This is a genomic window from Corticibacter populi (assembly GCF_004217315.1).
Lineage (GTDB): Bacteria > Pseudomonadota > Gammaproteobacteria > Burkholderiales > Burkholderiaceae_C > Lampropedia > Lampropedia populi.
Genome location: NZ_SGWR01000001.1, coordinates 1,010,538 through 1,028,878, shown reverse-complemented (window position 1 = coordinate 1,028,878; position 18,341 = coordinate 1,010,538). Strand labels below are relative to the sequence as shown.

The following is an 18,341-nucleotide window of genomic DNA, read 5'->3' as shown; positions in this document are numbered from 1 at the left end:
GGTCATGCCGGGCTGGTTGTTGGTTGTGGTGCTGGTGGAGTGCGCTTGATAGCGGACCCTTTTATGAATGTCATCCAGTGCGTTCCGCTGCGCTTCCCTGAGCGGTGACCGAAAAGGGGCTTCTCACTCGTACAGGAAAGAACCTGCGCAACTGGCACCTGCGTTTCGTTCCACTTGAAGATCAGCACGCCGTGCGGCCTGAGCACGCGGAAGCATTCGGCGAATCCCTGACGCATGTCGTCGCGCCAGTCCGCGCCGAGTTTTCCGTACTTGGCTGCCATCCAACTGCGCCTGCCCGCCCGGACAAGATGCGGCGGATCGAACACAACGAGATGGAAGGTTTCGTCGTCGAACGGCATTCCCCGGAAGTCGAACCGCACATCAGGATGAACCTCGATGACGCGCTTGCCATCTTCCTGGTGCGAACGGTCAGTGACGCTGACTGTCTCGTCACGCACATCGCCAAAAAGGCAGCGCTGGTCAGAGGGGTCAAACCACATCATCCGTCCTCCGCAGCATGGATCTAGCACGCTTGCAACCATGGCATCACTCCGGTGCATGCAGATGGGCCGCCGTGTCGCTGAGCCGAGCGATCTCGTGGCAGCGCGACAGCGGTAGCGATCCGATTTGATCGACCGTGGCGACAAACTCCGCGAGACGGCCAGGCTTGATCGTCTTTAGCGATGCTTTGTGCTGCGCGAGCGTGAGGGCCTTTACAAACGCCTGCGTTCGCACAGACCCCCATGCCGCAAGCTCTGGGGGGGGGGCGCTTTGACATTTCTGCGACTCGATTCTTCAGGCGATCGAGTTGCGCCGCATCCTCTGCTCGCTTCTTGTCGCGGGCCTCGCGGCGCTGCTGACGATCGAGTTGCAACTGCTTGGATTTGCTGATCTTGGTCATATGTTGCTCCATGAAAAAAAGCGCCTCAAGGGCGCTATTGGCTGATGGCAATTTCCAATTCGTTTTCAACGCGACTTTGCTGTATCCGCGTCCTCCGGCTTTGCCGTTTCGGCGAGCGCCGCTTCGATCCGCGATGCTGCAACCTCGATCAGCAACTGATACTCGCGCTTGATCCGATCATCGTGCACCTTGGCTGATTTCGCCAGGAACTCATCTACCGTGCCGGAAAAGCATCCCCGCGTGACGAGCAGCGTGTCGTCCTTGGCGTTGTAGACCGTCAGCGTGCCGTTTTCGGTGCCGACAATCGAGGCCCAAAAGATGAGGCCTCTGCCGGACACCTGCGCATCGCCGGACACCCACGCATTGCCGGACACCTGCGCATTGCCGGACACCTGCGCATTGCCGGACACCCGCGCATCGCCGGACACCTGCGCATCGCCGGACACCCACGCATTGCCGGACACCCACGCATTGCCGGACACCCACGCATTGCCGTACACCTGCGCATTGCCGGACACCCGCGCATCGCCGTACACCTGCGCATTGCCGGACACCTGCGCATTGCCGGACACCTGCGCATTGCCGGACACCTGCGCATTGCCGGACACCTGCGCATTGCCGGACACCCACGCATTGCCGGACACCCACGCATTGCCGGACACCCGCGCATCGCCGTACACCTGCGCATTGCCGGACACCTGCGCATTGCCGGACACCCGCGCATCGCCGTACACCTGCGCATTGCCGGACACCCACGCATTGCCGGACACCTGCGCATTGCCGGACACCCGCGCATCGCCGTACACCTGCGCATTGCCGGACACCCACGCATCGCCGTACACCTGCGCATTGCCGGACACCCACGCATCGCCGGACACCTGCGCATCGCCGGACACCCACGCATTGCCGGACACCTGCGCCAAATTGGCCTCCGACTCAACGTATCCGCCAAGATCGCCAGGCACTATGCCGAGTGTCGCGATCGCAACCAGCGCGCGGATCCGCTTTACAGTGCGACCGGGCGCGATAGTGATTTCGTCGCCTGGTACGAATTCGTATTTCTTGGACATGTTGTTCTCACAAAAATAGCGCCTCATGGGCGCTGGGTGTTGGTATCAGTGGCGTGCTTATTGCAGCGGCATCTCGCCACCCAGCGCCTCGATCAGCTGCGGCAACAGCAGGCGCAACTCGCCGGTGGTGAGCGCCACGTCGGCGTCGAAGTGGTCGTCGCCATCGCTCTTGCCCTCAAACACGGCATCCGAGAACGCCAGTTTCTTGACCTGCAGCGCCTCGGTCAGCACGAAGCTGGCACGATCGCTCCAGCCCATGCCAAGACGGGTTGGGCGCTTGCCGGCCTGGATGTGCTGGCGGATCTCCTCGATCTCCAGTGCATGGCGCGCATAGCGCACGGCGGCGCGCGTCTCGTCGGTGCTTTTCAACTCGCATTCGTTGTCCAGCGAGAATCTGCCGGGCGCCGCCTGTTCGCTCAGCCAGTCGGCCATGGCGGCCGCCGGTGTCTGCTCGGTCTGCAGCAGGCGCGGGGCGAAGCCCGGCAATTGCTCGACCAGTGCCGTGATGATCTCGTCGGCGCGGCCCTGGCTGCCGGCATCGATGACCAGCCAGTGGCCGGCCTGGTCGATCCACACCCAGGTGCCCTGGCGCTTGGTGAAGGCCATGGGCAGCAACTCCAGGCGAGCCTCGTCCTTGAGGTCGCGGCGCTCCTTCTTGCCGGACTTGCGGCCGCTCTCGGCCTCGATGCGCTGGACCTTCTCGTCGACCTTGCTCTCGACCACCGAGGCCGGCAGGATCTTGGTCTCGGTGGCGAAGCGCAGAATCCATTGTCCGTCGATGGACTCGACCAGCGGGCCATGGGCATCACCGCGCGGCGGCACCCAGCCGGAGGATTTCTCCTGCGTGGCCGAGCAGGGCACGAAGGGGCTCTTCGCGAGGGCGCCTTCGGCGTCCGTCAGGTCGGCCTGCCAGTTCTCGGGCAGGCGGTAGATCAGCAGGTTTTGGAACATGGTTTCCTCTGGAGACAAAAGAAAAGCCCGCGATTGCGGGCTGTGTGCTGCTACAAGATGGCTTCCGCCATCAGTGGCGATCATGCCGGCTCTTCCTGTGATTCGACGGTTGGTTGCGCTTCGATGGCCTCTTGCTGTTCGCTCGGCACTTCATAGACGGCATCTGCCGGCAACTCAATGTCGGCCATCATGCTGTCGCGGTCTTCGCGCTCCTGAGCCTCAACGTACTCGACGCTCACAGGGAGGTACTTGAACAGCCGGCGCAGCACGGTCTTCTTGGCCATCTCATCGAAGTGCGTATGCCATGGAGAATTGGGCTCCCGGTTGTACTTGCGGGCAGTGGCTTCTGCCGCTTTCCATCCCTGAGATTCGCGCATGATCCGCTCGACTTCTGCTCGGCCCATGACCTCGAATTGCACGCCCCCTCCTTGGAGTTTCGCAACTGCGTAGACCGCGCGCAGATCGCCGCGCTCTGCGTCTTCCCATGCAGGGTTGTGCTGCAGGTCTGGGTTGAGTCCGAAGGTGACGCTGAATTCATCGCGCTCGTAGACGGCGCGTGCCTCGATGCTGACGATCTTCCCACTGCGTCGTGCCAGGTCGATCATCCCCTTGTATCCGAGGATGAACTGCACCTCGGTTTTGCCAGTGCGTCGGTTTTCGAACGGTAGCAGGTAGGCGTGCCCCAGCGCGCCGCCAGGCTCGATACCCAACTGTGCGCACTGCATGATGGCGCCCATGAATGACTGCGGGTCGGCCTGCATCAACTTTGGAACCTTCCGAAGCTCGGTCAGCGCGACGCGGGTGAAGCGATCGGGCGTCATGTGCTTTGGCAGTGCTGCTGCAAACTGCTTTTTCATGCTGTCGGCAGTAATGAGCGTCGCCAGCGTCTGCGGCTTCGCGGTTGCTACGGCGCCGGTCGCCGCGGCTTTGAGTGCTTGTGTGGACATGGTTAGATTCCTTCGGTGTCAAACGATTTGAGCGTGAACACGCGCTTGTCCCATTTGCGAGTGAATTCCTTCACCAGCTTTGGGTGAGCTTCCTTGAGTGCGGCCTGATCCAGGAAGGATCCACTGCGTTTTTTCCATTCGGCCGCCGTCTTGCCGTTCGGCATGAGGACGTGTGTTGTGGATCCCATGGCGCGTCGAGTCTGGAATTCCAGAGCTTCGTACTCAGCCTCGCGGGCTTTGATTTCTGCACGAATTGCGCGCATGCGCATGAGCCATTCCGTCAGCATCGGATCAGCGGGCATGCTCTCTGCGCCGTCGTCCCCGAACAGCTTCTCGGTGTCAGTGATGTTGATCGGCTCTGGCGGTATTCCGGTCAGAACGTGATCGCGCCAGAAAGTGGCTCCGCGTTGTCGTAAGGCCTGGACGGTCTCATCGTCTCGATCGACTGGATAGGCGCGTAGCTCGTCAGCACCAAACAGAGCTGCGAGGATGGCCTTGCGGCGTCCAGTGACGCCCAGTCCGTGCATGACCTGCGCTGTGTAGTGCACCGGTATGTCGTCGCTGTCCGAGTCGCCCCACTCGCGCATCTTGAAAGGATGCACGGTTTTCAGTTCGACATTGGTGATCTCTTCCTCTCCATCGAGCTTGATCTCGAAGTCGATCTCGGCCGCCATGAAGGTGTGCTCTTGGTCACGATAGCGGTTGTTTGTTCCTACGATTTCAACCGTGTGACCGTCGGCCTTCAGGCGCTCGACCAGCATTTCTGCAACGACGGACTCCCAGCGAATGCCGCGGGCGAAGACTCGCTTCCTCTGACCCTCGGATCGCGGCGTCGTCTTGTCCCGCCACAGATCCACAGGCGTTTTCCATGGGCTCAGGCCAAGGACCGCCGCAATGTCGCTGCCACCGAGAAACTTCGATCGGTCATGGCCTTGTTCAATGGTCTGCAGCTCATCTCTTATGATTCCGTTCACTGCTATTTCTCCAACAAAAAGCCCGCTCACTGGCGGGCCTGTTTGAACATCGGCATGCTTGTCTGCCGGATTCGTCTGAATGTTTCCCTGATGTCCGTCCGGTCTGCCGGGGTGTAGCGGAAAGCCGGGCTCTGCAGGGAGTAGGGCGGGGCTGTGCTTCGGATGGGTTTCATGCGGTACTGCCTTCCTTTTCATTGCGGGCCGGCAAGCCCGGCAGGTAGATCGCGCGGGCCTTACTCGCCGTGCGCGGCGTCGGCTTATCGACTCTGCCGCAGTCCATGCGTGCAGCCATAATGGCCACCCATTCGACCTTGCCGTTCGGGACAACGCCCGGTCTTGCGAGGTCGTAGAGCGGCTCGAGATTGCCGTCGCTGCGCCGGTAGTAAGGGGTGCTGCGCGCCAGCTTTTCGACGTGCTCTTTGAGCACCGCAATGCAAGTGCCGTGACGGCAGATCGCGCGCGCCTCGAACTCACTATAGAGGCCAGCATGCTCGATGCTGAACGTGTATCCACGGCTGTCGGGCCGCCACCAGTGGATGTGTTCGTGTGATCGGGTCGTGTGGCCGATGTGAGCGATCAGGTAGCGGCTCATGCTGCACCGCCTTTCTTGAGGGCGGCGTCGATAGCGGCGTCAAGGTCTTGAGCAACAAGCGCCCACTGATTGGGCCATTCCGGGCTATCAACCGCGACGTGGATTTCGTCGTTGATGTTTCCATCCTCATCGATGGTTCCGTCGCGCAGCCAGCGATACCGCTGCGCATCCCGCTTGTCCGCATCAGCCTGGGCGCTGGGCAAGTGTTCGTCGCCCCGGTCGTGCTCGATGGCCTTGCTGGGGTCAGCCGTGTGCCAATCGGGCCAACGGCGGCCTTCGTTCTTGGTCTGCTTGGCGACCATCGCCGCGATGATTTCGGTGGGCGTAGCCCCGATGCGCCACGCGCCGTCGAGGGCGAGGATGGCAACGTCGATCCACTCGGACAAGTCATCGGGGGCGGCTTCAATTTCGCGCAACTCTTTGCGGATGTGGTCGCACACGCCTTGCGTGCGCTGACCAGGGCCGAAGGTGCGGGCACTGAATTCGGCTTGGCGGGCTAGGTGGGCCGCGAAGTCGAAGGGTCTCGGCTCTGCCTCCCGGCCCTGGGCGTCGATCAGCTCCCGATGCAGCCGGCGCGTCTCCTGCAGCAGCACATCGATCATGCTGGCCGCATTGGCGATAGCTCCGGCCTTCGTCGGCTCTGTTTGCTTGTGTGCCAAGCGGCGCAGGAATCCTGCGTAGTGGACTGCGGCATGGATGCCAGGTGGCGGCAAGTACGTGCCCTTGTCCATCACGGCCTCGAAGTGATCCCATGCCTTGTCGACAGCTTGATTGATCTGGACCTCCTGGCCCTGGGCGGCGAGAGCGGCGGCGTGATCCTCGTAGCGCACGTACAGCCCGTTCGCTGCTGGGTTCATGCCGCCGAGGCCTGGAAGCGGGTTCCAGCGCATGATCTTGATCGGCTCTGCCCCTCCTTCCACCTGTGGAGTGTCGTTTTTCAAATCTCGCATAGATTGCATCCTTCGAATTCTTGATTCCGAGCCTGACCGCCCTTAGATGTCCAGATCGACTTGCCAATGCGGCGGCCGATGTCTTGGACCCTGATGTATTGCTGCTTGCCAAAATCGTCGTGCTGGAAGGCTTTCTCCTTCCATCGGTCCCCCGACGCGCCACAGGGGAAGCAGCCGACACGGGGAAATCCAGCGTCGTAGAGCGGGTTGTGCTGGCCCTCGAGGAATGCCATTACGTCCGCGTCGGTCCAGTCCAGCACTGCGAGCCGGAACATCACGCCCAGCGCGGCGAGGTACTTTGGGTACTTGCTCGGCAGGACTTCATGCGGCGCATACAACTCGTCGCAGACCTTGCCCGCATATCGGCGCTGGCGCTCCGGGCTTTCTTTCGAGCGCATGCCGTACCAGACTTCAAAGCCGTGCCCCAGAGACTCGGCAAGAGCCTTGCAATACTTCTTCGTCGGCACGATCTTGAGTTCGTCGGTGCAGAACCGTGCACCGCCGCCGGGGAAGCGTCCGTACTTGATGCACTTTTCTTCAACGGACCCTGCGCATACTGTGTCGATCCGCAGGGCCCCGTAGAGAGTGCGTAGGCGCTCGATGTGTGCATATGTGATCGGGTGTTCGTTCTGCGTGTCGCAGAACAAACCAACGATGTTCTCAACGCCGAATTGACCAACAGCCAGTTTGAGTGCGGCTTGGCTATCTTTGCCGCCACTTACCGGAACGACGGCCCTGATCATTTCTGTTCCACCTGGTGAGCGGCTGGCTTTGCAGCGAGAGCGGCACGACGAGCTACTTCCTGTGCAAACCCCTTAAACCCTGGCGCGCTGTGGCAGTCGTACTGCTTTGCCAGCGTTTCAATGGCCGCATCGCTCAACAACTCTCCGGCATTCCCGGCTGGCTGGGGCTGAGTGTCGTCGGGGGATGCAAACAGATGCCGTTTTGCAAACTCGTCGAGTAGCGCCCTGGCCATGTCCGCATGCGAGTCACCATGGATGCAGCCCTGCTCATCCGCGTAGCGCGCTGCGAACTCCTCCAGTTCATCGTCGGTCGGCGCAATAGCCGACTGGAACCGCGACCACGCTTTGTCCACCGCTGCATCCAGACCATCAGCGCCGCTACCGGATGGTTGGGGCTTGGCCATGCTGTCGGCCAGCGCATCGCCCATCGCGCCGTAGTCGGTCGTATCCCAGACTGCACCGATGCCGCCGCATTCAGAGCAGCCAACGCCGAGGGCGCAGCCGAACACTTTGCTACGAGGGCCGGTATCGTGGCCTTCGTCCAGTTCGTGGCAACCTGAGCAAGAGCGCCAGACGCCGCGACCCTCGGCCACCGTCTCTTGGATGCCCCGCAGCTCGATTGGCAACCCATCATCCCCGCCCACAGGTTGAGCTTGCCCAGCATCCATCGCCCTGCGCCATGCGCCCAGCGGCGCGTCGTCGCAGAAAATTTGGTCCAGCGCGTTGTACCAGTCTTTTGGAGCCTTACTGGTTGCTCCCGCAACAAACAGCGCAAGCCAGTGGCGCACCTCTTCCCAAGTGGGGAGCGCGCCGCCGCTCGGGGGGTGAGCCTGCCCACGCGCTGCGCGGTCTGCATCGACGTAGGCGCGCAGCAAATGGCTGATTCCTCGTTCTGCGGCGAAGTGGATTCGTGCGACGTTGCTGTTGGGCACTTCGTGCAAGTGCACGATCTCCAGCATTATTTCGCTGTCTGCGCTCAGGTCGGGCAGCGGCGGATACTCTCCCGCAGGCCGCTCTACAGCAGCGCCGGCCAGTGCATCCCGCGCGATCTTTTGCAGATGCCGGGCGAATTGCTTCGGCGTGGCCGTCATGTTGCCAGTGGCGCTGATCTCGAACAGGGCCGCGCGAAATTGGTCGGGTTGTCGGTAGTAGGCGGTCAGGCATGCGCTCTGCGGCAGATCGTCAGGCGGATTGCCGCCGTAGCAGAATCCCGAGTTGTCCATCGCACGCCAGCGGTAGACGACATTGGCCGACTCTCCCGCAGGCTGCGGCGCCGCCTCTGCTACTGCGATTGGAAAACGTTGGCGCAGTGCTTCTGCCAGTACGCCTAGGTTCGCCCAAATGCTACCGGCCGGCGTGAGGTCGAACGCGTCTTTGTAAGCGTCTCGGACATCATCGTCGGTCGGCCAGCCACTCGGCACTTTGGGTGCTGCTGGTGCTTGTTTGTTGGTCATTTGGTGTCCCTTCCTTCTTCCCACTTTCCGCTCTCCGCCTCGACAACAAGAGCCGCGACAACATCCTGAGCAGCAGCATCGCCCTGCGCCGTACACGCAGCAGCGATGAGCACAAGAGCGCCGGCAATGACCAGCGCCAGGGTTTTGATCGCTGTCATGCGCCCTCCATGGCATAGCTCTCGAACAGCTCCGGGAACGCATCCTGCAGCCGCTCTTTGTTGATCGCGTCAGCGCGAATCCAGGCCTCTGCGATGGCCTTGGCAAACGACCCGCCGTAGGTGCGCATGCGGTCGATGGTCTTATCCATGTCGCTCTCCCATTAAAAAACCGCCTCTTGGGCGGTCAGTTGGTTTTTGATCTCGTCCAGCAGCATCTGCCGGGCGGCGTGTTTGTCTGTTGGGTCTGGCGACTCGTCGTTGAGCACTGCCGCGTTGATGCGGTTGCATGCCGCGTAGTAGTCGTCCGGCATGCAAGTTGTCAGCTCTTCGATGCTCGGGCCGTCGCGGTAGATCGGGCGTGACCAGTCGATCCCCAGCAGGGTTTCGGCGCGGCGGTCGAGTGCAGTATCACGGTCTGCAGCGGCCGTCTCGCGCCGCTCTGCCTCGACGGCGAGGTCGTCGCCGGTCATCCAGTCGGGGTATGTATTCATGCAGCCACCAACTGATCGATGCCAGCATCAACCTCGCGGCGCAGCATCTCGGCGCCGTGCTGGTGTCCTGCTCGCTGTGCGTCGCACTCTGCTGATCCGATGGGCCATTGCGGGACAAAGACCAGCCCGGCATAGCCATCGATGCAACCCACTTTCCAGTGGAAAGATCGGGCACTGTCACGCAAGAAGTCTGTGAATTGCATTTCTTTCCCCATGAAAAAAGCCCCATGTGGGGCTTGATGAATAGATACTTCGCGCTCTCGTCCCTATGTGGAACTGGTCAGCGTGAATAGATACTTGAATGCGATTTGGTGGGCGTGCTGGGCGCTACACCAGCACTGGGCTGGCCCATGTTTTCATAGCAGCGGCGAACCTAATCCCCGCCTAGGATGTATCCGCCCGATTGTTTCCACGCCTCACCGGCTACGGCATTCCGCCCAACAAATCACACTCGAAAAAGCCCGTCTCTCCGAGATGTCACACGAATGAGAATGCACTGTTGCTTGCCTGTGGACTGAACCCTCGGCTCATGCTGGCGTATCGTGTATTGCCGCTGCTCGTGCCGGTTGCCGCCCGGCGTCATTCACTCTCCCCCCACCAGAGCCGGCATGTCAGGCAGCGCGCAAATCCTTTGCTTTCGCTTCGTATTGCTCTGCGTTTTTAATGTGCAGTTCGATCGATTCAACCGATCCAGTTCGCATGAGACGGTCACTTTCCGCGAATGCTCGCTCATCTAAGGCCAGACGCTCCCAATATTCGGGGGTCTGTGTTGGATGAGAAGCGAGTAGGTCGCGCCGGGACTTCGCTCGGACGGCTTGGTTCTCCGCCGCTTTTAGCTCCAAGCCTGCCTCTTGTAGTCGGTGCAGCATTACAGCGATTCCCCCGCTGTTGCCGAAGTCGCGATTAGCCTGATGGATGGCGCGCATCGTGGCGGCGTGCGCATCACGAATGGCATCGATGGTGGTTTGCATAGTCAATTCCTCCAGTGTATTCCCCTTGCGGGGGCGCTCTCGCTTCGGTGTTAGGTGGCCGTCTCTCCGGCCTGTCACCACAGCACCGGGCGCCCGGTGTGTTCATCCCATGTCCTGCGCTCGGTGGTTCGCGTCTGATAACTCCGCATGGTAGGGGGCAAGATCGGCTTACCAGCAACCGCTTGCAGACGCAGGATTTCTCCTGTCTGGCCGTCTAATTCTTGCCGGTGACGCTCTCCAGCTCCAGGCTCCTGCTGGACGTGACTTCCGGGCGTGCGCCCTTGGTTTGGGTTGATGGTGGCCGGACTCGAACCGGCGCCACGGCTGCAGCCGCACGGGCCTTTCTCCCGTCTCCCACATATAGGGCGCTCTGTCCACTGAGCTATACCATCAAGGGTGCGGACTGGATTACTGCGGCTTCAATCGGGCCGTAGCCTTTTTGCCTCACGGTTTTCAACCAATCCGCACTCTTGATGGCCCTGCTGCGCACACCCGCGCAGGTCGGGTCTTGGTTGCCTGGTGTGCTCAGGTTGGAGTCAGGCAGGAAGCCGGCCGTTTCTGTAGGCTCCGTACGACGCGCGCCGCAGTACGCACGCGGCCTTGAGTACGGCCGGGTCAGTTTTTGCACCGAACACATCCAGCACTCTCTGTACCCAATCGATGCGGCAGGTCCGATCTATGAGCGCTTGCCGTGCAGCGCGTGCAGCAGGATGGGCAGGCCGGCTGTATTTGTCGCCGTCCCAGAACAATCGGGAAGCGCACGCCTCTTGGATGCATTTGCTCCGCTTCTCAGGGAGCGCTTCGTGGCGAGCAAGCGCGCGGATTCCTCTGTGGTTGTGACGGTAGATTTCTTGTGCGTTGTTCATGCTGTCCTCCTGTTGATCAAACCGCAGCACCGGCTCCCGATGCTCTGGTTTGACCCCGAATGCGCCCTGGTTTGATGCCCTCGCTGGCAGGTCAGCGCACCTTGACATTTGCGGGCCACAACGCCAAGCCTGTACCCCGGAGTCAGCCGCAGTCGTGTTTAGACAGCGTTTCGCGGCGCTTTACTGTTTTGCATGCTCGGGGAAAAGCTCGTGTATTTCGATGGCGCCCGTGATCGCAATTGCGGTCTCGCCACTTGCCTCTACTCTGTTTCGCCCATGTGCCCTTGCCATCGAGTTGCCGCCCATTGAGTGCGATTTCTGCACGGCTCGAATGTGTTGCTGCGCCGCTTTCTGCACGTCGTGCCTGGCGCCATATAGCAATCGCTCCAGCTCCTCTCTTGTATGCTGCTTGGCCAGCATCTTCATCCAGTCCGAGTACCACGTTTCGTAGCTCACATCAGGCCGTCCGTATTGACGAGTCATGCCCACACGACCTTGCTGTATGTCCGAGCGGGCGAGCCCATGAACCCCGGCGACTGGTCGGCCGTGATCTTTGCGCCGCGCGCCGTCCTGGCAAAACCCGCAGTTGCATCGTGGTGGCGTTCTCCTTGCACCAGGATGCAGTTGTCGTCGTTGCCCCAGGCCTTGCAACGCGCAACCATGATGCTGATGTCAGCGCCGAATGCGCGGCGCGCCGATGCGTTGATTTCACGGATGTCTTCTCTGGTCATCTCAACCTCCTGTAATTGCGAAACCCCGACCCGCGAGGCTTTGGAATTACCCCGGATGCGCTCCGGGTTGGCGGCCCATCTACGACTCAGGGCTGCGATGCGTGTGTTCTTGCATTTCTTCCGGCTGTGTTGCCGGCATGCAGCCCTCACAAGGGAGCAACGGGATAGAGCACGACCGCCGTGATACCCGCCGTTGACCGGTTGCTGTTGTTGGCCCTGGTCAGCCTCATCCGGGTATGTCAGCTACGACTGCGCTACCGGCATGCGCCCCACTACGTGCCGGCCGAGTGGCCGGTCGCTGCCAGTTGTCAAGAAATGCTTGACGACTGATCCGCGGGGATTGGTTGTTAAAGACCCTGGCGGTAGACCTGGCGATGCACATCCACCCATGACACCGTGCCAGCCCTTCGGAAACATTCCGGGTACTGGCCACACCTGCGATGCCCTTCGCTATCAAGGCCCTTTCAGCAATCCGTCGAGGCCGGTGTGTTGGCAGAGGAATTCCTCTCGACAGCCCTCACTAAGGGCTGTCGGGAAGAATCCAGTCAAGCGTGATAGACAGCCTTTGCCTGCTGGTAAGCCGCTTCTGCTGCAGAACGATCTATGTACGATCCGAGTCGTACTCGCCGTCCGTTGACCCCGATCACGGCGCGCCAGCGTTGATCTCTCGTGTGCCAATGCACACCCGGAGTGCCGCTCTTGTTGTTGGCGTATGCGCCCTTGTTGTGCTGGTTCTTCAGACAACTCACGCACCGCAAATTGGCCAACCGGTTGTCGTTCTTCTGTCGGTTGATGTGGTCAATCTGTCCATCTGGCCATTCGCCGTGCACATAGAGCCACGCAAGGCGGTGGGCGAGATATTTCCGTCCGAAGATGACGATCCTCTGGTACTGATCGGCAGAGATGTGGCCGGCAATGGAGCCTGTCTTGACTTTGGTTGCAATGCTTTTTGCCCAAGAAAAGATGCCCGTCTCTTGGTCGTAGTGCAGCACCTCAAGAAGCTGTGCTCTGCTGATCGTCGTGTTGTTGCCCATGCCATCGTCCTTTGCTCCAGCTTCCACATCCGTCTGCTGGGGTTCGTGTGTCAATGGGTGGATAGTAGCAATGCTTCTTTGTTTTGTCAACAGCAACGCTACTTTTTGCGCGATAATCCCCCTCATCGCCCAACAGGGCGCAAAAAAGCCGCCCGTGGGCGGCTTGGTGGCTGGTGGGATGGCTCCCGGTCAGTCGTAGTAGAAGGTCGGGTGACTGGACGAGCCTTTGATCAGGGTTATGGAGTGAGTGCAGTCCGAGTGATTGTGGTAGCTCTCGCTGCTGCGGGCAATGGCCTTGCCGTTGCTTGCGTAGTAGATCCAGTACCACTGGCCCTGATTGTCTTTTCTTTCGATGTAGCACGGATAGGTGACTGTTGCCATGAATGATTCCTCTCTGAAAACTTACGGGTTTGAGTACAAGTACGAAGGCTCTAGCTTCGTGTTTCATATTGTTGCATCCTCCGCTGAGGAAGCAAAGAAGCGTGCGTTGGCGATGGCGTCAGCGCAGTTCATTGGAGAGCTCCACTCAGCAGATGAGGAGAATGGCGCAAAAAAGCCCGCAGGTGCGGGTGTGGAGGATGTGATGTTAGATAACGAATTGCTGTTCGAGCTGCGGTCCCAAAGCGGCGAAGTGTGGAAGCTCTACCTCAACGGTGTTGTTGAAGGCTTCCCTTTGGGAACGGTTGTGGAGAACAGGGCGTTTCCTCTATGGTGCGCTCTGGCTGGGGAAATTCGCAAGCAGGCCGCCATCACTATCGGCGCACAGTAAGCTGATACGGTACGCGTTCGGGGTTGGTTTATCGCAGGGTTTCGCGTTGTGCCGGACGGCAATGTCTGCGGCTTGTGGATTGAAGAATAGTTCTACGTTGTCGCGCTCCAGGTCATACCGGGAGAACAACATTGCCCCTGTTGGTCGCGAACTGTTGAGTAGGAACAGTGACGTGAACTCGCGCTCCACTTCGTGCGTTTTGGGCAAGGCATCCATGCCATTGCCAAGATCAAGTTTGTACCAGACGTTCATACTCGCCCTCCTTGGCGATGGTGTTGGGGAACATCCATCGTAGCCCAAGGCAGGGCGGGCTCCTACGGTATTTGAGCTAAGCGGGTGGCATCATTGGTAGATGTCATTCGGTCATATCAACACACCGCCTACGCCGCCAGAGCCAACGCGGCCGTCATCGACAGAGGTGGACCGTCGCATGCGATCGGCACTTGTCGCATGGGCAAATGAGCTGCTGGAGTACGAGAGGGCGCTGCAGGCCGACGAGGCAACATCCGACCTGGTAGAGATGTTGCAGCAGGCCGCACGTCTTGAGCGCGTGGCAACGCGGATGTCAGAGGTTGGGCGACAGCTGCGGCGCAAGGCCTGGCTGATCCAGAACCCGGAGGCTAAGGACTGACGTTCCCATGCAGATTCACGAGGTCCTGGGCAAGCAATTCCGGCCAGGCATGAAAAAGCCCGCTCGGGGCGGGCTGGTTGAGATGGTGTTCTTATCTGGTCAAAGCAAATTCTTCACGTACCTTGGCAGCAGCCTTGAGCGTTGGAAGCCATCCAAGACGCGAGCCATTACCTGCGCATTGCAGGGTTCTCTGGCGACCCACTGCCCTATCTGTACATTTTCTGTGACTTTGCTGGCCAACTCTATCCGGGGATCACGATAGTAGACATAGCTATCGTGCCGGATAAAGGGGTGATCACCAGCCTTCAATAGACAAGCATCGTCGTACTTTAAGCCAGGTTTTACGCTGGTGACGCTGACCATCAGAACTTGATCGTGGGGGCCGTAGCCCTCGATCTTCATAGGTCCGAGCGCAATCGTGAAGAGGTGGCTCCTGTTGTCCGGACCGGATGGAACCAGCAAGCAAGACCCCTGCTGGCATGTCCACGGTACTTCAGCCGAAGGCATGCCCAAGATTCTCGCGCTCGCGCAAGTGCTCGATGGCCGAGCGGACACCTTCTTCAGAATACCCCAGCGCCTTGAAAAGCGTTGTCATAGGGATAGGACGGCTTGAGCCGTTGGGGTCTTCCCATTCTGGACAACCGCCATGATGGGTGTAGTCCCGAATGTCCCACTTGCTCATGTGCCCGAACTTCTCCCAAACGCCCTGCAGCACATCCAAGTCACTTTGGCTGAGCTCAAGCAGATCCTGTTCAGGCGAGCGGATTCTGCTTTCGTCACGCAAAGCAACATCGTGGCCGGCTCGATCTTCCATCCAAGACTCCCAACCGCCTTGTTGGCTATCAAGGGCGCCGTTCATCAAGTTGTACGTGATTGACAGCACTGGGCCGTGCGGCATCGCGACGAGTTTGTCACCGGTGATGGGTTCACCATATTCCTTCAGTGACTCGCGTTCTGCCAGATACATCAGCTTCATGAGCTTCAATAGAGGCAGGCGACCGCCAGCACGGTGCAGCAGGAAGGCTGCAGCTTGAGCTGTGCGCTTCTCGTTGAACAGTGATGGGTTCGTCATGCGCGCGATTGTCACACCAATTCCCACTAGTTGCCACCAATTTCCGATATCAAAAAAGCACCGTTGGTTTTTGGATGTTAATTTTTCGACTACTTTTCAATGCCTGAATGCGCGCCACGGAGTCTTGGCAGTGTGCGAGCGCGCTCTTAGCGATGTGAAGGGTGGATCATTTCTTCCTCCTCCACTCCCAAGGCGCTACTGGAGGCGTGCCGCCGTCAAGATCAACCCAAAGGCCACGCCTGTTGGCCTTTGCATCCTCTTGATGCGGGTAGAGCCACGCATAGCCCTTGGCATACTGGTCGTACACCCAGGCCATGCCCAGCCGCACCTGGTACAACGCCACGTCCTGGCCCTGGCACTCAACGTCGGCGATCATGCGCTTGTAGCGGTCGCGCCCGCGGTCGGTGATCTTGGCTTCCTGCTGGTGGCAGAGCCCTGCCAGCGATTGTCGAGACACGGTGCCAAACGGCTGTTTGCTCTCTGGAGCATCGATCGCACTGATCCTCACGCGCACCTGCTCATAAGCACCTGGCTCTCCGCAGCGGGCCGTCAGCGTGTCGCCGTCGGCTATGCCGACAACTAGGCAGAGTAGGAGGGGGAGGGGCATCAGTCAATCTTGATGCAAATTCCACGTAGGTATCCGATGAGGTCGAACTCAGACTTGCGCTTCTTGTCGATCACGATCGGCGGGTACTTTGGATTGTCTGATGTAGCCAGCAGAGATCCGTCTGGAAGCCTCATCAGGCGCTTGAAAAGCAAATCATTCCCGAGCCGGAAGGCGTGAAATCTGCCGGTGCGGATACGTGCTTCTGCCTCTAGGAGAACAACGGCAAGACCGCCGCCGTCTGGAATGGTTGGCGAATTGCTGTCTCCTGTGTATCCAACCACCACGCCTGTTCTCGGTGTTACATCGAAATCTCGTAGTACAGATGCATCGAACTCGACCAGTGGCATCTCGCTGTCCTCTTCGATTCCGACGCCTACTCCGTTGGAGAACTTCACTCTATAGCGACGAAGCTTTGGACGCTCTTCAGAAGATTCAGGTGGATCACCTTGAGGCCCTACGTCGATCATCGATGCATCGACGGCAGACGCAATTTCGCTTGCTTGCGCAGCTAGGCGAGGACTGAAGTCGGAAATTTCGCATTGAAGGCCTTTTGCAAATCCAATGGCGGCCTTCAGGCTAATAGGTGTGACGCCCCGCAAAAACTGACCAACAGCGCTTTGGTTTCCAACCTTGTACGTCTCACCGAAGGTGTCTTGCTTTAGACCCAGCTTTAGCTTGCGCTGATCCCAAAGAGTCCTGAGCTTTGCCGACTCTTCCAGAGTCTCGGGTGTGACCTTGCGTTTTGACATGGTGCAACAGTAGTGCAACTACTTAGAAAATCAAAATAGCAGTGCTGTTGCAAAATAGAAGCAGCAATGCTACTATCAAGGCATGAGCACCATCAAATCTATTCGTTCGACCCTTGGTTTGACCCAAGTAGATCTGGCTCGCCTTGCTGGATGCACTCAAGGTGCGATAGGGCAATTCGAGAGGGGTGAAGCGTCACCATCCATCGAGACCGCGAAGAGGCTGGTTGCATCGCTCCGTCCACTTGGGTTGGATTTGTCCCTAGACCAGCTCTACGGGCTGCAACCCCTGCCCGAGCCCGCCAAACAAGCAGTAGAGGGGGTGTGATATGACCAACGAACAGGCCATTGTGGCGCTGCAGGCTTTGGAGCGTTCTGCGGCGGCGGCTAGTCTGGCTCTGCTGGACGCAGTTGGTCGCCCGGCGCGGGCGCGAGCATCAGTGCTTGAAAAAAATGGATGGCTGCTCGATACCGAGGGATTGCGTCGGAATCTAGAGCGTCGGCTATTGCATCCATTTGCTCCAGATAGCTGTCCAGGAGTTTTGGATGATCCGGATGCGTCGCCACCAGTGCGGCGGCAAGCGCCTTCATCGCCTGCAACTCTGCCTCATGCCTCTGGAGGGTCGCAATGACCGCCTCGTTGATTTTTTGCTGTGAATTGCTCATGTGCACTTTCAATTTTCTTGATATCTACCGGTTGCAGATCTGGCCCGAGCTCTCCCAGCAAAAGGAGTGCGTAGATGCATGAGCTGCCACCAATGACTCCAGTGCAGCTCGCACTGCACGCGCTTGGCCTTTGCGAGCGCGACTTCGCGTTCATCGGCGGCTGCACGTTGACCGACAGGCCGGACTTGCAACTGTCGCCTGAAACATCGTGGCAGATGGATGTGCGCGGTGTTCTTGCGGCTATCGATTCCGCCAAGGCTGCTTTGCGCACTTGGCAACCAGGCACAGGAAAGGAGGGCGGAGAGATGCTCACGCAAATCACATTGCCAGCAGGCACGCCATTGAGCTCCGAAAACATTGGGAGCTTGTTGCGGGGCGACGCGGTCATCGTTTGCGGCGAGCGCGATGCATGGCTGATAAGAGCCGCGCTGGGCCTGCCAGACGTGGATCAGCGGTTGAGCACTTCGCGCAACCATGTCGCGCCTTTGGCGTCGATCCCGAGCCAGGCAGCATCGGAGCCGGTGATGTCCACGACAAACAGTTCGTCGTTGGAGTCCAGAAGCGTGGCCAGCCAGTCCCGCATCTGTACTGCCGATAGCTGCGTTTCCACGATCCATGTCGTGGTCAACCTGCACCAATGAGTGGGGAATTTTCGAATGATGGCTTCTCGAACCCGCCCCCATTTGTCTGACGGCGAGTCCTTGTTCAGGTCGTATGTGAACAGGATTTTTTTCATGGCAAAGGCCCTTCCTATGGTGATTGAGTGGAATCGTCATTGTAGGAAGGCCCCCTTCGCCGCCAAGTCTGGCTGGGGCCAGCAGCTGCTGGCCTTATTTTTCGCGTCCTTTTCGGCCACGATCACAGCAGTCCTTGTCGTGCCAGCCGCTCGCTGGTTTGAGGCCCAAGCAGGTCGGTCAGCGCCCAGTAGGCGCTGTCGTGGCTTGCTCCGGCAATCCAGTACGCGCACCAGGCACGCACAAGCTCCAAGTCTTTGTCCATTTTGATTTCTTTCTGGGG

The 18,341-nt window shown here is 59.5% G+C and carries 30 protein-coding genes and 1 tRNA gene; 5 read left to right on the top strand and 26 right to left on the bottom strand.

From position 1 onward, the window contains the following. Positions 1-2: 2 nt before the first annotated feature. Complete coding sequence (locus EV687_RS04675) at positions 3-500, bottom strand: class I SAM-dependent methyltransferase (RefSeq protein ID WP_242612466.1); 498 nt, start codon at positions 498-500, stop codon at positions 3-5. A gap of 308 nt (positions 501-808) precedes the next feature. Between EV687_RS04675 and EV687_RS18910 the strand changes: the two genes are divergently transcribed. After that, the gene (locus EV687_RS18910; RefSeq protein WP_162846550.1) at positions 809-946 is read left to right on the top strand and encodes a hypothetical protein; all 138 of its coding nucleotides are present in this window, start codon (positions 809-811) and stop codon (positions 944-946) included. 20 nt (positions 947-966) lie between these two features. Here EV687_RS18910 and EV687_RS04670 read toward each other — a convergent pair whose 3' ends face one another. From EV687_RS04670 to EV687_RS04595, 19 genes are all read right to left on the bottom strand, one after another. Further along, positions 967-1,971 (bottom strand): translocation/assembly module TamB domain-containing protein, encoded by a 1,005-nt coding sequence (locus EV687_RS04670; protein ID WP_207226375.1) that lies wholly within the window; start codon positions 1,969-1,971, stop codon positions 967-969. A 57-nt stretch (positions 1,972-2,028) separates the two neighbouring features. After that, complete coding sequence (locus EV687_RS04665; RefSeq protein WP_122226662.1) at positions 2,029-2,922, bottom strand: recombination-associated protein RdgC; 894 nt, start codon at positions 2,920-2,922, stop codon at positions 2,029-2,031. A gap of 80 nt (positions 2,923-3,002) precedes the next feature. Beyond that, entirely contained in the window at positions 3,003-3,869 is an 867-nt protein-coding gene (gene recT / locus EV687_RS04660) for a recombination protein RecT (RefSeq protein ID WP_122226661.1), read from the bottom strand. Positions 3,870-3,871: 2 nt separating this feature from the next. Beyond that, the gene (locus EV687_RS04655; RefSeq protein WP_162846549.1) at positions 3,872-4,843 is read right to left on the bottom strand and encodes a YqaJ viral recombinase family nuclease; all 972 of its coding nucleotides are present in this window, start codon (positions 4,841-4,843) and stop codon (positions 3,872-3,874) included. 169 nt (positions 4,844-5,012) lie between these two features. Beyond that, entirely contained in the window at positions 5,013-5,435 is a 423-nt protein-coding gene (locus tag EV687_RS04650; RefSeq protein ID WP_122226659.1) for a hypothetical protein, read from the bottom strand. After that, the gene (locus tag EV687_RS04645) at positions 5,432-6,385 is read right to left on the bottom strand and encodes a dATP/dGTP pyrophosphohydrolase domain-containing protein (RefSeq protein WP_242612465.1); all 954 of its coding nucleotides are present in this window, start codon (positions 6,383-6,385) and stop codon (positions 5,432-5,434) included. The genes EV687_RS04650 and EV687_RS04645 overlap by 4 nt, the downstream gene beginning before the upstream one ends. Continuing rightward, positions 6,373-7,128, bottom strand: coding sequence for a phosphoadenosine phosphosulfate reductase family protein (locus tag EV687_RS04640; RefSeq protein WP_122226658.1), 756 nt, complete (start codon positions 7,126-7,128; stop codon positions 6,373-6,375). Before EV687_RS04640 ends, EV687_RS04645 begins: the two co-directional genes overlap by 13 nt. Beyond that, positions 7,125-8,582 (bottom strand): hypothetical protein, encoded by a 1,458-nt coding sequence (locus EV687_RS04635; protein ID WP_130466453.1) that lies wholly within the window; start codon positions 8,580-8,582, stop codon positions 7,125-7,127. Before EV687_RS04635 ends, EV687_RS04640 begins: the two co-directional genes overlap by 4 nt. Next, entirely contained in the window at positions 8,579-8,740 is a 162-nt protein-coding gene (locus tag EV687_RS18905) for a hypothetical protein (protein ID WP_162846548.1), read from the bottom strand. Before EV687_RS18905 ends, EV687_RS04635 begins: the two co-directional genes overlap by 4 nt. Continuing rightward, on the bottom strand, positions 8,737-8,889 hold the full coding sequence (locus EV687_RS18900; RefSeq protein WP_162846547.1) for a hypothetical protein: 153 nt from the start codon (positions 8,887-8,889) through the stop codon (positions 8,737-8,739). Before EV687_RS18900 ends, EV687_RS18905 begins: the two co-directional genes overlap by 4 nt. A gap of 12 nt (positions 8,890-8,901) precedes the next feature. Continuing rightward, positions 8,902-9,231, bottom strand: coding sequence for a hypothetical protein (locus EV687_RS04630; RefSeq protein ID WP_130466452.1), 330 nt, complete (start codon positions 9,229-9,231; stop codon positions 8,902-8,904). Next, a complete protein-coding gene (locus tag EV687_RS04625) occupies positions 9,228-9,434 on the bottom strand; it encodes a hypothetical protein (RefSeq protein WP_130466451.1) in 207 nt (68 codons plus the stop codon). The genes EV687_RS04630 and EV687_RS04625 overlap by 4 nt, the downstream gene beginning before the upstream one ends. Positions 9,435-9,842: 408 nt before the next feature. Beyond that, on the bottom strand, positions 9,843-10,202 hold the full coding sequence (locus EV687_RS04620) for a hypothetical protein (protein WP_122226655.1): 360 nt from the start codon (positions 10,200-10,202) through the stop codon (positions 9,843-9,845). A 292-nt stretch (positions 10,203-10,494) separates the two neighbouring features. Next, positions 10,495-10,594, bottom strand: a tRNA-Ile gene (locus EV687_RS18895). A gap of 144 nt (positions 10,595-10,738) precedes the next feature. Next, positions 10,739-11,068: a hypothetical protein gene (locus tag EV687_RS04615; protein WP_130466450.1), complete on the bottom strand. Its 330-nt coding sequence runs from the start codon at positions 11,066-11,068 to the stop codon at positions 10,739-10,741. A 180-nt stretch (positions 11,069-11,248) separates the two neighbouring features. Beyond that, complete coding sequence (locus EV687_RS04610; RefSeq protein ID WP_130466449.1) at positions 11,249-11,524, bottom strand: hypothetical protein; 276 nt, start codon at positions 11,522-11,524, stop codon at positions 11,249-11,251. Between the two features lie 23 nt (positions 11,525-11,547). Continuing rightward, entirely contained in the window at positions 11,548-11,799 is a 252-nt protein-coding gene (locus tag EV687_RS04605) for a hypothetical protein (protein ID WP_122226652.1), read from the bottom strand. Between the two features lie 545 nt (positions 11,800-12,344). Beyond that, positions 12,345-12,833: an HNH endonuclease gene (locus tag EV687_RS04600; RefSeq protein ID WP_162846546.1), complete on the bottom strand. Its 489-nt coding sequence runs from the start codon at positions 12,831-12,833 to the stop codon at positions 12,345-12,347. A gap of 189 nt (positions 12,834-13,022) precedes the next feature. Beyond that, positions 13,023-13,214 carry a DUF1508 domain-containing protein gene (locus tag EV687_RS04595; protein ID WP_122226650.1) on the bottom strand — a complete coding sequence of 64 codons (192 nt, stop codon included), beginning with the start codon at positions 13,212-13,214 and terminating at the stop codon, positions 13,023-13,025. Here EV687_RS04595 and EV687_RS04590 point away from each other — a divergent pair. After that, the gene (locus tag EV687_RS04590; protein WP_122226649.1) at positions 13,213-13,602 is read left to right on the top strand and encodes a hypothetical protein; all 390 of its coding nucleotides are present in this window, start codon (positions 13,213-13,215) and stop codon (positions 13,600-13,602) included. The two genes, EV687_RS04595 and EV687_RS04590, sit on opposite strands and share 2 nt — an antisense overlap. A 430-nt stretch (positions 13,603-14,032) precedes the next feature. Then, complete coding sequence (locus EV687_RS04585; protein WP_122226648.1) at positions 14,033-14,233, top strand: hypothetical protein; 201 nt, start codon at positions 14,033-14,035, stop codon at positions 14,231-14,233. Positions 14,234-14,332: 99 nt separating this feature from the next. Here EV687_RS04585 and EV687_RS04580 read toward each other — a convergent pair whose 3' ends face one another. From EV687_RS04580 to EV687_RS04565, 4 genes are all read right to left on the bottom strand, one after another. Beyond that, positions 14,333-14,635: a hypothetical protein gene (locus EV687_RS04580; protein ID WP_122226647.1), complete on the bottom strand. Its 303-nt coding sequence runs from the start codon at positions 14,633-14,635 to the stop codon at positions 14,333-14,335. Positions 14,636-14,726: 91 nt separating this feature from the next. Then, positions 14,727-15,305 carry a Panacea domain-containing protein gene (locus tag EV687_RS04575; protein WP_122227204.1) on the bottom strand — a complete coding sequence of 193 codons (579 nt, stop codon included), beginning with the start codon at positions 15,303-15,305 and terminating at the stop codon, positions 14,727-14,729. 166 nt (positions 15,306-15,471) lie between these two features. After that, on the bottom strand, positions 15,472-15,912 hold the full coding sequence (locus EV687_RS04570) for a thermonuclease family protein (protein ID WP_122226646.1): 441 nt from the start codon (positions 15,910-15,912) through the stop codon (positions 15,472-15,474). Beyond that, positions 15,912-16,661, bottom strand: coding sequence for a S24 family peptidase (locus EV687_RS04565; protein ID WP_122226645.1), 750 nt, complete (start codon positions 16,659-16,661; stop codon positions 15,912-15,914). Before EV687_RS04565 ends, EV687_RS04570 begins: the two co-directional genes overlap by 1 nt. 82 nt (positions 16,662-16,743) lie before the next feature. On the opposite strand from EV687_RS04565, the gene EV687_RS04560 reads away from it, so the two are divergent. After that, entirely contained in the window at positions 16,744-16,986 is a 243-nt protein-coding gene (locus EV687_RS04560) for a helix-turn-helix transcriptional regulator (RefSeq protein WP_122226644.1), read from the top strand. Between the two features lie 59 nt (positions 16,987-17,045). Here EV687_RS04560 and EV687_RS04555 read toward each other — a convergent pair whose 3' ends face one another. Continuing rightward, positions 17,046-17,324, bottom strand: a complete 279-nt coding sequence (locus tag EV687_RS04555) for a hypothetical protein (RefSeq protein WP_122226643.1) — start codon at positions 17,322-17,324, stop codon at positions 17,046-17,048. 74 nt (positions 17,325-17,398) lie between these two features. Here EV687_RS04555 and EV687_RS04550 point away from each other — a divergent pair, with 74 nt between their 5' ends. Continuing rightward, a complete protein-coding gene (locus EV687_RS04550) occupies positions 17,399-17,965 on the top strand; it encodes a hypothetical protein (protein ID WP_130466448.1) in 567 nt (188 codons plus the stop codon). Between the two features lie 217 nt (positions 17,966-18,182). Here the strand turns inward: EV687_RS04550 and EV687_RS18890 are convergent, their stop codons facing one another. Beyond that, on the bottom strand, positions 18,183-18,323 hold the full coding sequence (locus tag EV687_RS18890; protein WP_162846545.1) for a hypothetical protein: 141 nt from the start codon (positions 18,321-18,323) through the stop codon (positions 18,183-18,185). Positions 18,324-18,341 lie beyond the last annotated feature (18 nt).

Excerpts from the sequence above, each read along its gene's own strand:
- EV687_RS04675 (WP_242612466.1), bottom strand. The coding sequence starts at position 500 with ATGTGGTTTGACCCCTCTGACCAGCGCTGCCTTTTTGGCGATGTGCGT.
- EV687_RS04670 (WP_207226375.1), bottom strand. The coding sequence starts at position 1,971 with ATGTCCAAGAAATACGAATTCGTACCAGGCGACGAAATCACTATCGCG.
- EV687_RS04665 (WP_122226662.1), bottom strand. The coding sequence starts at position 2,922 with ATGTTCCAAAACCTGCTGATCTACCGCCTGCCCGAGAACTGGCAGGCC.
- recT (WP_122226661.1), bottom strand. The coding sequence starts at position 3,869 with ATGTCCACACAAGCACTCAAAGCCGCGGCGACCGGCGCCGTAGCAACC.
- EV687_RS04650 (WP_122226659.1), bottom strand. The coding sequence starts at position 5,435 with ATGAGCCGCTACCTGATCGCTCACATCGGCCACACGACCCGATCACAC.
- EV687_RS04645 (WP_242612465.1), bottom strand. The coding sequence starts at position 6,385 with ATGCGAGATTTGAAAAACGACACTCCACAGGTGGAAGGAGGGGCAGAG.
- EV687_RS04640 (WP_122226658.1), bottom strand. The coding sequence starts at position 7,128 with ATGATCAGGGCCGTCGTTCCGGTAAGTGGCGGCAAAGATAGCCAAGCC.
- EV687_RS04635 (WP_130466453.1), bottom strand. The coding sequence starts at position 8,582 with ATGACCAACAAACAAGCACCAGCAGCACCCAAAGTGCCGAGTGGCTGG.
- EV687_RS18905 (WP_162846548.1), bottom strand. The coding sequence starts at position 8,740 with ATGACAGCGATCAAAACCCTGGCGCTGGTCATTGCCGGCGCTCTTGTG.
- EV687_RS18900 (WP_162846547.1), bottom strand. The coding sequence starts at position 8,889 with ATGGATAAGACCATCGACCGCATGCGCACCTACGGCGGGTCGTTTGCC.
- EV687_RS04630 (WP_130466452.1), bottom strand. The coding sequence starts at position 9,231 with ATGAATACATACCCCGACTGGATGACCGGCGACGACCTCGCCGTCGAG.
- EV687_RS04625 (WP_130466451.1), bottom strand. The coding sequence starts at position 9,434 with ATGCAATTCACAGACTTCTTGCGTGACAGTGCCCGATCTTTCCACTGG.
- EV687_RS04620 (WP_122226655.1), bottom strand. The coding sequence starts at position 10,202 with ATGCAAACCACCATCGATGCCATTCGTGATGCGCACGCCGCCACGATG.
- EV687_RS04615 (WP_130466450.1), bottom strand. The coding sequence starts at position 11,068 with ATGAACAACGCACAAGAAATCTACCGTCACAACCACAGAGGAATCCGC.
- EV687_RS04605 (WP_122226652.1), bottom strand. The coding sequence starts at position 11,799 with ATGACCAGAGAAGACATCCGTGAAATCAACGCATCGGCGCGCCGCGCA.
- EV687_RS04600 (WP_162846546.1), bottom strand. The coding sequence starts at position 12,833 with ATGGGCAACAACACGACGATCAGCAGAGCACAGCTTCTTGAGGTGCTG.
- EV687_RS04590 (WP_122226649.1), top strand. The coding sequence starts at position 13,213 with ATGAATGATTCCTCTCTGAAAACTTACGGGTTTGAGTACAAGTACGAA.
- EV687_RS04595 (WP_122226650.1), bottom strand. The coding sequence starts at position 13,214 with ATGGCAACAGTCACCTATCCGTGCTACATCGAAAGAAAAGACAATCAG.
- EV687_RS04585 (WP_122226648.1), top strand. The coding sequence starts at position 14,033 with ATGCGATCGGCACTTGTCGCATGGGCAAATGAGCTGCTGGAGTACGAG.
- EV687_RS04580 (WP_122226647.1), bottom strand. The coding sequence starts at position 14,635 with ATGAAGATCGAGGGCTACGGCCCCCACGATCAAGTTCTGATGGTCAGC.
- EV687_RS04575 (WP_122227204.1), bottom strand. The coding sequence starts at position 15,305 with ATGACGAACCCATCACTGTTCAACGAGAAGCGCACAGCTCAAGCTGCA.
- EV687_RS04570 (WP_122226646.1), bottom strand. The coding sequence starts at position 15,912 with ATGCCCCTCCCCCTCCTACTCTGCCTAGTTGTCGGCATAGCCGACGGC.
- EV687_RS04565 (WP_122226645.1), bottom strand. The coding sequence starts at position 16,661 with ATGTCAAAACGCAAGGTCACACCCGAGACTCTGGAAGAGTCGGCAAAG.
- EV687_RS04560 (WP_122226644.1), top strand. The coding sequence starts at position 16,744 with ATGAGCACCATCAAATCTATTCGTTCGACCCTTGGTTTGACCCAAGTA.
- EV687_RS04555 (WP_122226643.1), bottom strand. The coding sequence starts at position 17,324 with ATGAGCAATTCACAGCAAAAAATCAACGAGGCGGTCATTGCGACCCTC.
- EV687_RS04550 (WP_130466448.1), top strand. The coding sequence starts at position 17,399 with ATGCATGAGCTGCCACCAATGACTCCAGTGCAGCTCGCACTGCACGCG.
- EV687_RS18890 (WP_162846545.1), bottom strand. The coding sequence starts at position 18,323 with ATGGACAAAGACTTGGAGCTTGTGCGTGCCTGGTGCGCGTACTGGATT.